The sequence below is a fragment of the Bacillus sp. Bos-x628 genome, from assembly GCF_040500475.1.
Classification (GTDB): Bacteria; Bacillota; Bacilli; order Bacillales; family Bacillaceae; genus Bacillus; species Bacillus maqinnsis.
In genome coordinates, this window is the sequence record NZ_CP159358.1 from 3,097,509 (window position 1) to 3,111,898 (window position 14,390).

Sequence of the window (14,390 nt, forward strand, 5' to 3'; positions counted from 1 at the left end):
TTAATACATAAAGCGTTGATGGAAGCGAAGACGATCAAACTGTTCGATCGATTCAGGACTTACCTTACTGCCGATCCTTGCCATCAAGCAATTGGCTGGATGAGAGCTGATTTCCGGATCGTCGGTTGCAAACCAAACAAGACCTCCTGCATTCATCATTTTCTCCATCATTTTTCGATATTCCCAGACGTTTTTCTTTGTCCCCTTTAAATCCCAATGCCAGTAATACTCGGTTGTCATAATGATGTAGTTCTCCATTTGCTCATCCATCATGCTCACATCAAGTAAATGCTTGCCTAATGAATACCCTCTAAAAGGAGGTGTGACCTCAATCGCACCAAGCTCAATTAAATTCTCCATATTGCCTTCTGACCAACGCTCAAGCGGATCAGGATACAAAAACGTCACATAGCCAACGACAAGCTTGTCATCTCTCGCAATGATAATGCGTCCTTCGGGAAGATCTGCTATTTCAACAAGTGCTTGTTTCTGTTCCTCAGGCGTGCGAAATGCCGTTAGCCCCTCATGAAACGTATAGTTCGCAAGCTCTGATGCAGGTACTGGTCCTTCAATCAGGATAGAACCTGTTTCTCGTTCAATTGTTTTTGAATAATAAGTTTTAGGATGATCCACGTATCCACCGCCTCAAATTCTAGTGAGTCGTTTCTATTTTATCTTAAATCTTGCAGAAATTAAAACGGTTTCATTACAAGTTTTTTAAAAATTGAGAAAAAAATTCATCTATACTATAATGGTCATTGTAAACGTATGCAAAGGGGGACTGTTTGATGAAAGTCGAAACGCTACCATCAGTAAAAGGGGACTATCATTTAAAAGATTATGAAAAGGCATACAAAGAATTTAAATGGGAGGAAGCGAGAAAAAATTTCTCCTGGTATGAAACTGGAAAAGTAAATGCAGCATATGAAGCAATTGACAGACATGTGGACTCATTTCGGAAGAACAAGGTGGCGCTTCACTACAGAGATGCACAGCGAGATGAAAAGTATACGTTCTGGGATATGAAAGTAAACACAAACAAAGCGGGAAATATTCTAAGGGAAGAAGCACATGTTCAAAAAGGTGATCGAGTCTTTATCTTTATGCCAAGATCTCCTGAGCTCTATTTTATTTTGCTCGGCGCAGTCAAAATTGGTGCAATCGTCGGTCCATTATTTGAAGCATTTATGGAAGGTGCAGTCAAAGATCGTCTAGAGAACAGTGAAGCAAAGGTGATTGTCACAACACCTGACCTGTTAGAGCGAATTCCATTTGCGGAGCTACCAATGCTTGAATCGGTCGTCATTGTCGGTGGTGAGCCTGAAGCCATTGATGGTGTGCGTACCATTTATTATGAAGAGGCATTTCAGCAGGCGTCAAAGGAACTCGAGATTGAATGGGTGGATGAAAAAGACGGGTTCCTGCTTCATTATACATCAGGTTCAACTGGTACGCCAAAAGGTGTTTTACATGTCCATGGAGCTATGGTGCAGCAAGGCCAGACCGGAAAATGGGTGCTTGACCTGAAGGAAGAAGACGTCTACTGGTGTACAGCAGATCCAGGTTGGGTAACAGGTACGGTTTACGGAATCTTTTCACCATGGTTAAATGGTGCAACAAATGTCATTTTAGGTGGACGGTTTAATCCTGAAACTTGGTATGAAACCATTGAATCACTAGGCGTGACGGTTTGGTATAGTGCACCAACAGCTTTCCGAATGTTGATGGGAGCTGGTGATGATCTTATCCAAAAATATGATCTTCGCTCACTTAGACATATATTAAGTGTAGGAGAACCTCTCAATCCGGAAGTAATTCGCTGGGGAGATGCTGTTTTTGCTAAGCGTATTCACGACACGTGGTGGATGACAGAAACAGGTGCACAGCTCATTTGCAATTATCCATGCATGGACATTAAGCCAGGTTCTATGGGAAAACCGATTCCAGGTGTGCAAGCAGCGATTGTGGATCATGCAGGGAATGAACTTCCTCCGTACCGGATGGGGAATCTTGCGATAAAAAAAGGATGGCCGTCCATGATGCATGCGATCTGGAACAATCCTGAAAAATATGAATCTTACTTTATGCCGGGAGATTGGTATGTTTCAGGGGATTCAGCTTATATGGACGAAGATGGTTACTTTTGGTTCCAGGGACGTGTAGACGATGTCATCATGACATCAGGAGAGCGAGTCGGCCCATTTGAAGTAGAGAGTAAACTGGTCGAACATCCGGCGATCGCAGAAGCAGGTGTCATTGGGAAGCCAGACCCTGTCCGCGGTGAAATCATTAAAGCATTTATCGCTCTTCGAAGCGGCTATGAGGCAACAGATGAGCTGAAAGAAGAGATTAGAACCTTCGTGAAAAAAGGACTGGCGGCACATGCGGCTCCGAGAGAAATCGAGTTTAAAGACAAACTGCCAAAAACACGAAGCGGGAAAATTATGAGACGTGTGCTGAAAGCGTGGGAGCTGAATTTACCTGCTGGCGACCTTTCAACAATGGAAGATTAATCTCTTCGCCAGTTGACTTGATATCAAAAGTATGTTAAAAATGACTTTAGTTGAATATAAAAAGGTTTTGACTGAGATACAGTAGAATGATCTTTCCCTGTCCAAGAGAACTGGCGGTTGGTGCGAGCCAGTACAAAGAGATATTCGAATTACCCTCACGAACCGCTTTTACGAAAAGGAGCAAAGAGTCTCTCTGATTAGTGAAAGAACGGATACGTCCGTTATCAGTTTAAGTGAAGAGGCCTTTTTCGTTTTATAATGGTCTTTTAAGCAGGGTGGTACCGCGATTTATATCGTCCCTTCGTTCATTCGAAGGGGCGTTTTTTATGTTGAAATGAAAAAAAGGAGATTTGAATATGAGTCAACTGATTGAAGATTTATCGTACAGAGGATTAATTCAGCAACAAACAGACGAAGAAGGTCTGAAGAAATTATTATCAGAAGAAAAAATTAAGCTCTACTCTGGCTTTGATCCAACAGCAGACAGCTTGCATATTGGTCATTTATTGCCTATTTTAACTTTACGCAGATTCCAGGAAGCAGGCCATCACCCGATTGCACTTGTTGGCGGGGCGACTGGACTGATCGGCGATCCTAGCTTCAAAAAAGCAGAACGCTCGCTAAACCCTGCAGAAATCGTGCAAGAGTGGTCAGAGAAAATCAAAGGTCAGCTTTCTCAATTTCTTGATTTTGAAGCAGTTGAAAACCCGGCGATGATTGTAAACAACTATGACTGGATCAGCCAAATGAATGTCATTACATTCCTCCGTGATATCGGGAAGAACTTCGGTGTGAATTTCATGCTGGCAAAGGATATCGTGAGTTCACGTATTGAGACAGGCATTTCCTACACGGAATTTAGTTACGTCATTTTGCAATCTTTAGACTTCTTAAACCTTTACAGAAATGAAAACTGTAAACTGCAAATCGGCGGCAGTGACCAGTGGGGAAACATCACATCTGGTCTTGAGCTGATTCGTAAGTCTGAGGCAGAAGGCGCAAAAGCATTCGGTCTCACAATGCCGCTCGTCACAAAGGCAGACGGCACGAAGTTTGGTAAAACAGAAGGCGGCGCCATCTGGTTAGATAAAGAAAAAACGTCACCATATGAATTCTACCAATTCTGGATCAACACAGATGACCGTGATGTCGTGAAATACTTAAAATACTTTACGTTCTTATCAAAAGAAGAGATTGCATCGTACGAAGAAAAAGTGCAAACAGCTCCTGAAAAACGTGAAGCACAGCGCCGTTTAGCAGAGGAAGTCACAACACTTGTCCATGGTCGTGAGTCACTAGAACAGGCTGTGAACATATCAAATGCGCTATTTAAAGGCGAAATCAAATCTCTTTCAGCTGAAGAAGTCAAGGTAGGCTTTAAGGATGTTCCATCAATGGAGAAAAGCAGTACAGAAGCATTAACACTAGTCGATGTACTAGTTGAATCAAAGCTGTCTCCATCAAAGCGTCAAGCACGTGAAGATATTACAAATGGGGCCGTCTACATCAACGGAGAGAGACAAACCGATAAAGACTATGTTCTTTCAGCTGAAGACCGAATTGAAAACCAATTTACCGTCTTAAGAAGAGGCAAAAAGAAATACTTCCTTGTGACTTACAAGTAAGAATGTGTGCAGCCGGTTTGCGAAAAACCGGCTGCTTTTTTTATGCAAATTGAGAGATGAGAGCCCTCATAGATCCTAACAGACTGTTAGAAGAGAGGTTGTCTAGTTTTTTGGTATTGGCCTCTGCGAAAGTCAAAGGTGCTTTTTTATTATTTAATGTCTATAAAATGATTGGACAAACAGTGCCTTGTTCACTTTTCTGTCATATTTTTCTTGATTAAAATAAAGACGGACAAGATAAATAAGGGGGAATGAACGTGTCACTATTAATGAAAAGGAGTTTGCAGATTCTCGTTGCATTTGCATTGGTAGTTGGTTCAATGGTTTTTATCCAGCCGAAAGAGGTCAAAGCGGCTGAGCATAATCCGGTCGTGATGGTACATGGCATGGGTGGTGCTTCTTATAACTTTGCGGCGATCAAAAGATACCTGGTGTCACAGGGCTGGGACCGAAACCAATTATATGCAATTGATTTCATAGACAAAACAGGTAATAACCTGAACAATGGCCCGCGTCTATCCAGATACGTCAAAGATGTGTTAGCCAAAACGGGCGCCAAAAAAGTAGATATTGTGGCACATAGCATGGGCGGAGCCAACACGTTATATTATATTAAGAACCTAGACGGCGGAGATAAAATTGAAAATGTCGTCACACTAGGTGGAGCGAACGGACTCGTTTCACTCAGAGCATTACCAGGCACCGATCCAAATCAAAAAATTCTTTACACATCCGTCTATAGCTCAGCCGATCTCATTGTCGCCAACAGCCTCTCTCGCTTAATAGGCGCAAGAAACGTCCTCATCCATGGTGTTGGACATATCGGTCTATTAGCCTCAAGCCAAGTAAACGGCTATATTAAAGAAGGGCTGAACGGCGGGGGACAGAATACGAATTAAAAAAATGAAAAAAAGACAGCGAAACTGCTGTCTTTTTTGATGTCACCGAACATATTGAACTGCTAGATGATCAAAGATGCTTTGAAAGCATGAATGTCTTATTGATATAGGAGACACAGCGATGAAGCAAAAACTTAAACAATATTTCTTAGGATACTTTCTCTATTTTCCCTATTTATTTCTCATCATCTATTTCATTTAGATGAGTATCGTCAAATCAGTTCAAATAGGTGAGGTAATCTCTAACTGTACAACAATCATCGGTATCTATTACATCATAGCCAGTGGGCGGTTTGTCTTTTTGATGCAAAATCAGACAAAACATCAGTAAAAGCATGTACAAATTGACCACTATTCCTTACACTATATGTAGTGAATGAGAAAATTTGCAGGTGGGCGTTTGTGCAAACGAATCAAAAGGTTTTGATCATTGTAGATTACAAAAGGCGTTCGAGCATGAAAAATGGGGAGAACGAAATCATCTAGATGCAGAGAAGAATATCAGTCAACTTTTGACGTTTTGGAGAGAGAAAGGCTGGAAAGTGCTTGATTCAGCATACCTCTGACAAGCCGGACTCTTTATTTCATCCGGCAAATGAAGGGCATCTTTTCAAAGAGATCGCCAAACCGCTAGAGGGAGAAACGGTGATACGAAAGAAAGTCAATAGCAGCTTTATTGGTACAAACTTAGAGGAACAACTAAGAGCAAACGAGATCGACACTGTTGTGATCGCGGGATTAACAACCCCTCACTGCGTATCAACAACAACAAGAATGAGCGGGAATCTTGGCTTTGGCACGTTTCTCATTTCAGATGCAACCGCCGCCTTTGGACTAACAGATCAAACAAAGGTACATATTATGATCCGGAAACGATTCTTCGGCTTTCGCTTGCCACACTGCATGATGAATTTGCGACTGTCATGACAACCGAGCAATTGATTAGGGAATGGGAAAAATAATAGATAATGGCTTACGTTACGATAATAGTTGAGAGAAATATGGAACAAAAAATCCTCTGGAATTCCAGGGGATTTTTTCATTACTATAGATAACATGGATTTGAATGGGTTCTTAAGACTTGAGCGTTCTCAATAAAATATAATAGATGACCTTAGCAAAAATCAACCAAATTTTCACAACTAGAAGGCTTTTAAAAGAGTCTAGGAGATTATCTTTGTCCATGCTTATTTTTATTCTTTATGGATTTAACTTATCACCTATTTATAGATTCAACATATGAATAATAATAAAGGAGATGAACAACTGATGAGTTGTGATAAGTATAAAAAATGCCCTCATTGCAAACAGAAACTATCAAAATCAAACTGTTGCGTCATTTGTAAGACAAAAGTTATTGTAGGACGACGAGGATTACGGGGATTAAGGGGAGCTACTGGAGCCACCGGTCCAACCGGAGCAGGAGCAGGAACTACCGGAGCCACAGGAGCCACGGGAGCCACGGGAGTCACCGGAGCCACGGGAGTCACCGGAGCAACTGGAGCAACAGGAGCCACGGGAGCAACAGGAGCCACGGGAGCCACAGGAGCCACGGGAGCCACAGGTCCAACAGGTTCAACCGGAGCTACCGGAGCCACAGGTGACACTGGAGCAACTGGAGCAACTGGAGCAACTGGAGTCACCGGAGCAACTGGAGCTACGGGAGCCACAGGAGCCACGGGAGCCACCGGTCCAACAGGTCCAACCGGAGCTACCGGAGCCACAGGTGACACTGGAGTCACCGGAGCAACTGGAGCAACTGGAGCTACCGGAGCCGCTGGAGCCACGGGAGCCACGGGAGCCACAGGTCCAACAGGTCCAACCGGAGCTACGGGAGCCACTGGAGTCACCGGAGCCACAGGTGACACTGGAGCAACTGGAGCAACAGGAGCAACAGGAGCAACAGGAGCCACGGGAGCCACAGGAGCCACGGGAGCCACAGGTGACACTGGAGCCACGGGAGCCACGGGAGCAACAGGTCCAACCGGAGCCACGGGAGTCACCGGAGCCACGGGAGCCACTGGAGTCACCGGAGCTACCGGAGCCACCGGAGCCACGGGAGCCACAGGTCCAACAGGTCCAACCGGAGCTACGGGAGCCACGGGAGTCACCGGAGCCACAGGTGACACTGGAGCCACCGGAGCCACGGGAGCAACAGGTCCAACAGGTCCAACCGGAGCTACCGGAGCCACAGGTGACACTGGAGCCACGGGAGCTACTGGAGCCACTGGAGTCACCGGAGCCACGGGAGCCACAGGTCCGACCGGTCCAACCGGAGCCACTGGAGCCACCGGAGCCGCTGGAGCCACGGGAGCCGCTGGAGCCACGGGAGCCACGGGAGCTACCGGAGCCACGGGAGCTACTGGAGCCACTGGAGCCACAGGTGACACTGGAGCCACGGGAGCCACGGGAGCCACGGGAGCTACCGGAGCCACGGGAGCCACGGGAGCCGCTGGAGCCACGGGAGCCACGGGAGCCGCTGGAGCTACTGGAGTCACCGGAGCCACGGGAGCCACGGGAGCCGCTGGAGCTACTGGAGCCACGGGAGCCACGGGAGCCGCTGGAGCTACTGGAGCCACGGGAGCCACGGGAGCCGCTGGAGCTACTGGAGCCACGGGAGCTACCGGAGCCGCTGGAGCCACGGGAGCCACGGGAGCCGCTGGAGCTACTGGAGCCACGGGAGCCACGGGAGCCGCTGGAGCTACTGGAGCCACGGGAGCCACGGGAGCTACCGGAGCCGCTGGAGCTACTGGAGCCACGGGAGCTACCGGAGCTACTGGAGCCACAGGTGCAGGATTAGCTGAATTTGCATATGTATACAATCTAAGTGCTCAAACAGTAGCTTTGGAGGCACCAGTGATTTTTGACTCAACTGGAATTATTACACCTGGCATTACACATACTCCTGGAACAGCCCAAATCATAGTAACCACTCCAGGAAATTATGAGGTGACTTTTTCAGCCTCTGGTGTAGAGCCAAGCCAATTCAGCTTATTTGTAAATGGAGCTCCTGTGACGAACACAGTTTATGGTTCAGGAGCTGGTACTCAACAAAATACTGGTCAGGCAATAATTGCTTTAGCAGCAGGTGACACTCTTACTCTTGTAAATCATACTTCTGCAGCAGCAGTTACTCTTCAGACTCTAGCAGGAGGGACACAAACAAACGTAAACGCTTCGATAGTCATTAAAAAACTAGACTAAATATATGTTTAGAGGGGCTTTTAGAGCCTCTAAGTCATACACAAAAACCCCACTTTTACTTGAAATGAAAGTGGGGTTTTCACTTGTTTTATTAGTGTACATAAACTGGATCGATTTTTTTCTGTGTCTAGCTTTGCCAGTTCTGTTAGATTTAAGCGAAAAGAGCGTCAGAGTTTCTATACTTAATCAGTCGGATTTTATTTATGTTCATCTTAGTACAGTCTGCTCACAAAAATTATTCGCCTTAACCTGTTATTGATTTGTTTTTGCCTTCTTAATTAAGGTATAGACTAACCTAAATTTATGAGACACTATAAAACACCTTCGACATGGTCCACTTAAAAAAGTATGAATTCAGAGGCCATCAATCATTTTAAAAGTAACCAATCTTGTTACAAAGGGGGGACAGGAGTAAAAAAATACAAAAATATCCATCTACTCTTTTTCTATCCTGACAAGGTCGCTAATAATAACGGCATTGATGGCTATTACGGGGCGAAGACAAAGGCGAAAATAGACACTTTGTTGAAGTAATCAAAAAAGGCCTCTATACAAGTGCAAGGGGCCTTCTTTATAGTTCATTCTGATTGTACTTTTTTCCGTATTTCTCCTGTTACATTGTTTAACCATTGGAGTGGGGATATACCCAGAGCAGGAAAATAAATTCCATCTGCGCAAGATTGAATATAATCGTTTTTTTCAGCATCAGTATAGTCACTGTTTATAAATTCTGTAAGAAAATCAATTGCGTCTTTCAGATATTCACTGCTTTCTTCTTCTAATAAGTCTTGTAAAGCTTCCTCAGGTGAATCAATATCCTGATGAAAAGAACCTGCTAAAAATTGGAAAATTGGATTATCTGGATTAATATTACTCAACGTATTATAACCTCACTTTATTTAGTTGGATAGCCTGTAAGAATGAACTTTCCGTCTTTCTTTTTCTTTAAAATTATCAAAGCATTGGTCATATCTTGAACTTTTTCAGAGTCTCTTCTTACTCCACGTCCGATCATTTCATTTCCTTTATATGGTAATGCAAGTGTTGACTTGCTTTTAGGATTGTCCAACCAGTCTTTAATCAGTTTTTGATTAATTGAATTGGTTAAGACTTTATGAGCAACTTTCTCAGCAGTAGCCCTATCTTTAAAAGTTGATGAACCAGTAATTCTGAGGTCTTTCTTCAAACGTTGAAATAGCTCCTCATCTGTTTTACCAACATGCTTTTTGATTAAATGTCCGCCTTTTTTTCCTTTTTTCGCTTCATGAGCTGCCAAGCCACCTCCTGGAGCTAACGGACTGCTGTCTCCAGGTTTAATAAGATCTTGATCCTTTGTACCTTTCTCAACCTTTGAAACTTTCTTGGCTACTTTCTCCCCTTTCATTATTTTAAACACGTATTTTCCAGCTTTAACGATTTGAGCTCCTGGTATCATGTACAAGCTTGATACGAGGCGGTCTGTGTCAGTGACTTTATTACCTGTTACAGGATCTCTTCCTGTAATGATTCGAATTGCGTCGTTTATTCCTGTAAATTCAACCGCTATATTTAATACGTTTTGGGGTTGATCGCCTGTTTTTACATCAGAAATCGGTTTAACGCTCTCAATCGTTACTTTGTTTTGCTCCGATATTCGTAACCGATACAGCATTCCGTCTCGCATAACTTCAACTGTTTTGGCATTTGCGAAGTCGATATGTTTGTACTCACTTGTATCATACACTTTCCCATTGATGATCACTACGTTTTGATTGATTTTAGTAGGTGGGTTTTCCTTTATGGCGGATGGGGCATTGATCGCGTCAAGAAGCATCAAGATTGGAATGGGAAATATTGTCCACACCGTATTCTATCAGAGGGTAGATGGAATTCGTTTAAAGATTCCATCGAAAAAGAACTGAAAGCATTGAATGGTGAAAAATCTTCGGCATCAAAACCCGTGAAAACAGCACCTTCAACAAAACCTAAAACAAACACGTCTAAAAAGGCGTACAACTTACCGTCAGGCATTTTAAAAATAACGAAAGGGGCAGGAGTAAAAGCCTTACAAGAAGCCCTAGCAGATCTTTTCTGCTACCCTGACAAATGGGCAAAAAATAACGACATTGACGGCTATTATGGACCGAAAACAGCGGATGCGGTCAAGCGATTCCAATTGATGTATGGTCTTGTGGCTGATGGAGTTTATGGACCGAAGACTAAAGTGAAACTTGAAGCTCTCTTGAAGTGAATTCAAAAGCCCTTCCACAAACATGGAGGGGCTTTCCTTTGTTAGCTTTTAGAGCAACTATATGAGCACCATCTTTTGAATAATCTCTTATTTTCTCACTTTAATACAAATTAATCCATTCTATTTCTTCATGTTCATAGTATTCTTCTGCAAATTTTATGGCTTCCTCAATAGTATAATGAAGCGTGTCTCCTAACACGTTAAACTGTTCATCACAAGCAAACAAATAATACTCTTCTTTCTGATCATAATTACAAATAGCTAAAACATTAATCGATTTAGTCTCGCCATCTTCAAATTCAACAAAACCCAAATCTTTGTTTTTTGTATATTTAATTACCTTAGCACCATCAATCTCTTTTTTCAACTTCCTTACCTCTTCCTTTTAGTGTTATTTACTTTAACAGATTGGTCTGGCCTAATAAAGTTGCCATTCTTGTCCCATTGCTCTAAGTGATAATGAAAATTATTTGGATTTCTCATTTCATGATCTCCAATTCTTACTGCACGTACTGTTCCATCTGATTGCTTTACAAAGATTCTGTCTATATCCTTTTTACCAGTAAACGGGTTTATATCAGTTTGTTTACCTTTACCTAAAAAGTTTTCAATATCGCCATAAGCATCAATATCTTTTACATTTCTAGGTACGTGTTTTTTTCCCGTACCCTTACCCGTCTTCTCAACCCTCTTCACCACATTCTTCCCTTGATCAATCTTAAAAACATATTTCCCGCCTTTGATAATTTTCATAACTGGGATGATAGAGACTGCGGATAGGGCTTGGTCTGTGCCGCTTATTTTTTTGCTGGTTTCGGGGTCTTTGCCGGTGACGGCTCGGCAGCCGTCGTAGATGCTGCTGTATTCTAGGATGATGTTTTCGGCGGCTGAGATGACTTCGCCGTCTAAGATGCGTTTGGCGTTTCCATGGCTTCGGCTTTCTGGGATGTTGTCGACTTCTTCGATTTTTACTTCGCCGTTTACGATATACGTTCGGATGATTTGTTTATTGGCGTAAACGGTATACCGCCCGCCAATGTAATCAATGTCTGATGGGTCTGTGACCACTTCATCTGCGATATCGAATTCTTTGAGCTTTTTGATGCCTTTTACATTGTATAGTTTACCATTTACCACCCTGATGTCTCCATGAATCCGGTTTTTTCCGATCACGGCTTCTTTTTGCAATGGGGTAAGCGATGGGTCGTTTGCTTTTCCTTCTCTTTTGATGTTTTGGCGGGTCTCATTGCGAACAACCGCATCCACATTCGCTTGCTCTTTTTCATTCAGCTTCCTCAGCATAATCATCATTGGGGTTTCGTCAGGATTGTCTATTTTTTCATTCAATCCACTGATCGTACTGCTCACTTTTTCTTCTTTTCCATCTTTGAAAATAGAGCCTTTTTGATAGCTGGTGATCTCAATTTTCGGACCAGTGAACATGGTGCTTAGGGTGTCTATGTATTGCTTCATTGTGTGAAGGGCGCTTTCTGTTTCATGTAAAGCACTCGTTTGTTCCCTGTCAAATGCATGAAGCAGTCCAATGGTTTTTGAGGTTTCAAGCCATGCTTTTTGATAGCTTTCTTGGAAAGCAGATTCATCTACATGTGGCAAATGCACAATATGGCTGACCTTGCCGAGGGCTTGATTTACATCTGATACGATATCAGAAACGGTCCGTTCTGCTTTTTTTAACCCTTGGTCAAGCTCGTGTTCAATAAATGATTGAGAGATAAAGCCATTCGGGTTTGATTCAAATGCATGGAGAGCCTGCTTTGTCTTTTTTAGCGCACCGCTGTATTCTTCAATGACAACCTGAAAAAATTGCAAAAAAGGAATATGGCATTCTTCATAAAACGCTCGAATGGCTTCTCCAGCCTCGCCCTTTAGTGCGCCATCTAGTGAGATGATTTGATTGATTTGTATTTCAAGGGATTTGATGCTTTGTGATTGTTGTGTTAATTGTTCCAGCGTTTGATCAATGGCATTGTGCAACGCCTGAACATCTAAAGTTTTCATGGCATTCTCCTTTAATGCTTGGTTGCAATCAAAAGAGATTTTACCATTATACGGAGAATGATTGGGAAATAAATACTTAACTTCCGTGAAAATGAAACAATTTACATAGACAATTAATACTAGATATTTTCCGTAACAGAGCTGATCCTTAGAGGAGGTAAGGGCATTTTTGTTTGAATTTCTAAGTAACTTACCGGATGCTTTGCCGCTGCACATTACAAAATACGTTTTTCGATTGTTCCTTTTTACACGGTGTTTATGTCGCCTGAATCCTATTTATGAATTTGTTGTTTGTAAGATTATTTTAACTTAAAATGCTTTAATGCGGGTCACCAACAAAAGCAAGTCAAAATGAAAAAAAGAGGAATACGTCAGTGCACTTTTCGTAAAAATTCCTCCCCCAAAACCAATGAGGAGAATACCATATTCTACAAAGCAGAGAATAAACAAAAAACCCTAGAAACGTTGATAAATCAACATTTCTAGGGTTCATGTCTATGCTCTTTGTAGAGCAATGAAATTAACGAGAGTAGAATTCAACAATCAGTTGTTCGCTGATTTCAGGAGCCAACTCAGAACGCTCTGGAAGACGAGTGAAAGTACCTTCAAGCTTTTCAGCATCGAAAGAAAGGTATTCAGGAACAAAGTTGTTTACTTCAACTGATTCTTTCACAACTGCTAGGTTTTTAGATTTTTCACGAAGAGAAATCGTTTGACCTGGTTTCACAGAGAAAGATGGGATATCTACACGGCTTCCATCAACAAGGATGTGACCATGGTTGACTAGCTGACGAGCTTGGCGACGAGTACGTGCAAGACCGAGACGGTATACTAGGTTGTCAAGGCGAGTTTCAAGAAGGATCATGAAATTTTCACCTTGTTTACCAGGAAGTTTAGCAGCTTTGTCAAATAGTGTACGGAATTGACGTTCGTTTACACCGTACATGTGACGAAGTTTTTGCTTCTCTTGCAATTGTAAACCGTATTCAGATAGTTTTTTGCGTTGTCCTGGACCATGTTGTCCTGGAGCGTAAGGGCGTTTTTCAAGTTCCTTACCTGTTCCGCTTAATGAAATGCCTAAACGGCGGGAAATTTTCCAACTTGGACCTGTATAGCGAGCCATAATGTGACTCCTCCTTATTGTTTTTATTTGTGAAAAATAAAAACCGTCTGTTCTTCCTCTTTTTTGTCATTATGTTTTCATGCATCCTCGCTCCAGCAGCAGGGAGTTACAAGATGCACCTCCAAATAGAAGGAACAAAATGATACAAAAAAGCCGAACAAAAAGGCTGCCATATTTCACACAAACTCTATTATATGATGCTGAATATAAGAAGTCAACCTATTTAGAGATAAAGAAAAAAGCAGACAATTTGCCTGCTTTTTCATCAACTATGCATCTGCGGAGGCAGAAAGAGCTTTTTGCAAGACCTCTGTAAATTGAATTAAGTACGTTTCATCTATTTCATCAAAACGATCTTTGACAGGGCTGTCAATGTCGAGCACCCCAATGATTTCATCATTCACTTTCAGCGGGATGACGATCTCTGATTGCGAAGCAGCATCACAAGCAATGTGTCCTGGGAATGAATGAACATCCGCTATGCGCTGAACATCACCTGTTGCAAAAGCTGTTCCACATACCCCTTTTCCAGAAGGGATGCGAACACATGCAGGCAGACCATGAAATGGACCAAGAACTAGTTCTCCGTTTTTCGCCAAATAAAATCCTGCCCAGTTTACGTCAGATAAAGAATGATATAAAAGGCTAGCAGCATTCGCTAAATTGGCAATCAAATCTGGTTCACCAGCCGTAATCGCTTCTACTTGTTTCACAAGCATTTGATAATCTTTCAACTGATCACCAGACTGTTTTTCGACATGAAACATGAAAATCTCC

11 protein-coding genes, 2 pseudogenes and 1 other annotated feature are annotated in these 14,390 nt (G+C 42.6%); of the genes and pseudogenes, 6 read left to right on the plus strand and 7 right to left on the minus strand.

Annotation, left to right across the window (positions count from 1 at the left end):
• Entirely contained in the window at positions 1 to 633 is a 633-nt protein-coding gene (locus tag ABVJ71_RS16165) for a GNAT family N-acetyltransferase (RefSeq protein ID WP_353854920.1), read from the minus strand.
• A 155-nt stretch (positions 634 to 788) separates the two neighbouring features.
• On the opposite strand from ABVJ71_RS16165, the gene acsA reads away from it, so the two are divergent.
• The 5 genes and pseudogenes from acsA (at position 789) to ABVJ71_RS16190 (ending at position 8,241) form a co-directional block, all read left to right on the plus strand.
• On the plus strand, positions 789 to 2,513 hold the full coding sequence (gene acsA / locus ABVJ71_RS16170; RefSeq protein WP_353854921.1) for an acetate--CoA ligase: 1,725 nt from the start codon (positions 789 to 791) through the stop codon (positions 2,511 to 2,513).
• 58 nt (positions 2,514 to 2,571) lie between these two features.
• Positions 2,572 to 2,817 (plus strand) — a binding site (T-box leader).
• Between the two features lie 52 nt (positions 2,818 to 2,869).
• A complete protein-coding gene (gene tyrS, locus ABVJ71_RS16175; RefSeq protein ID WP_353854922.1) occupies positions 2,870 to 4,138 on the plus strand; it encodes a tyrosine--tRNA ligase in 1,269 nt (422 codons plus the stop codon).
• A 320-nt stretch (positions 4,139 to 4,458) separates the two neighbouring features.
• Positions 4,459 to 5,037 carry a triacylglycerol lipase gene (locus ABVJ71_RS16180; protein ID WP_353856721.1) on the plus strand — a complete coding sequence of 193 codons (579 nt, stop codon included), beginning with the start codon at positions 4,459 to 4,461 and terminating at the stop codon, positions 5,035 to 5,037.
• A gap of 392 nt (positions 5,038 to 5,429) precedes the next feature.
• A pseudogene (locus ABVJ71_RS16185) lies at positions 5,430 to 5,999 on the plus strand (cysteine hydrolase family protein).
• 307 nt (positions 6,000 to 6,306) lie between these two features.
• Positions 6,307 to 8,241 carry a collagen-like protein gene (locus ABVJ71_RS16190; RefSeq protein WP_353854923.1) on the plus strand — a complete coding sequence of 645 codons (1,935 nt, stop codon included), beginning with the start codon at positions 6,307 to 6,309 and terminating at the stop codon, positions 8,239 to 8,241.
• 578 nt (positions 8,242 to 8,819) lie between these two features.
• Here the strand turns inward: ABVJ71_RS16190 and ABVJ71_RS16195 are convergent.
• Positions 8,820 to 9,119, minus strand: a complete 300-nt coding sequence (locus tag ABVJ71_RS16195) for a contact-dependent growth inhibition system immunity protein (RefSeq protein ID WP_353854924.1) — start codon at positions 9,117 to 9,119, stop codon at positions 8,820 to 8,822.
• A 17-nt stretch (positions 9,120 to 9,136) separates the two neighbouring features.
• Complete coding sequence (locus ABVJ71_RS16200; RefSeq protein WP_353854925.1) at positions 9,137 to 9,982, minus strand: RNase A-like domain-containing protein; 846 nt, start codon at positions 9,980 to 9,982, stop codon at positions 9,137 to 9,139.
• A 42-nt stretch (positions 9,983 to 10,024) separates the two neighbouring features.
• Between ABVJ71_RS16200 and ABVJ71_RS16205 the strand changes: the two are divergent.
• A pseudogene (locus ABVJ71_RS16205) lies at positions 10,025 to 10,471 on the plus strand (peptidoglycan-binding protein); the annotation flags it as partial.
• Positions 10,472 to 10,571: 100 nt separating this feature from the next.
• Here the strand turns inward: ABVJ71_RS16205 and ABVJ71_RS16210 are convergent.
• The 4 genes from ABVJ71_RS16210 to ABVJ71_RS16225 all read right to left on the minus strand — a co-directional run bounded on the left by ABVJ71_RS16210 (position 10,572) and on the right by ABVJ71_RS16225 (position 14,380).
• Positions 10,572 to 10,838, minus strand: coding sequence for a hypothetical protein (locus ABVJ71_RS16210; RefSeq protein WP_353854926.1), 267 nt, complete (start codon positions 10,836 to 10,838; stop codon positions 10,572 to 10,574).
• 5 nt (positions 10,839 to 10,843) lie between these two features.
• On the minus strand, positions 10,844 to 12,490 hold the full coding sequence (locus tag ABVJ71_RS16215; RefSeq protein WP_353854927.1) for a T7SS effector LXG polymorphic toxin: 1,647 nt from the start codon (positions 12,488 to 12,490) through the stop codon (positions 10,844 to 10,846).
• A 520-nt stretch (positions 12,491 to 13,010) separates the two neighbouring features.
• A complete protein-coding gene (gene rpsD, locus ABVJ71_RS16220; RefSeq protein ID WP_353854928.1) occupies positions 13,011 to 13,613 on the minus strand; it encodes a 30S ribosomal protein S4 in 603 nt (200 codons plus the stop codon).
• A gap of 269 nt (positions 13,614 to 13,882) precedes the next feature.
• Entirely contained in the window at positions 13,883 to 14,380 is a 498-nt protein-coding gene (locus ABVJ71_RS16225; RefSeq protein ID WP_353854929.1) for a GAF domain-containing protein, read from the minus strand.
• Between the last annotated feature and the right edge of the window lie 10 nt (positions 14,381 to 14,390).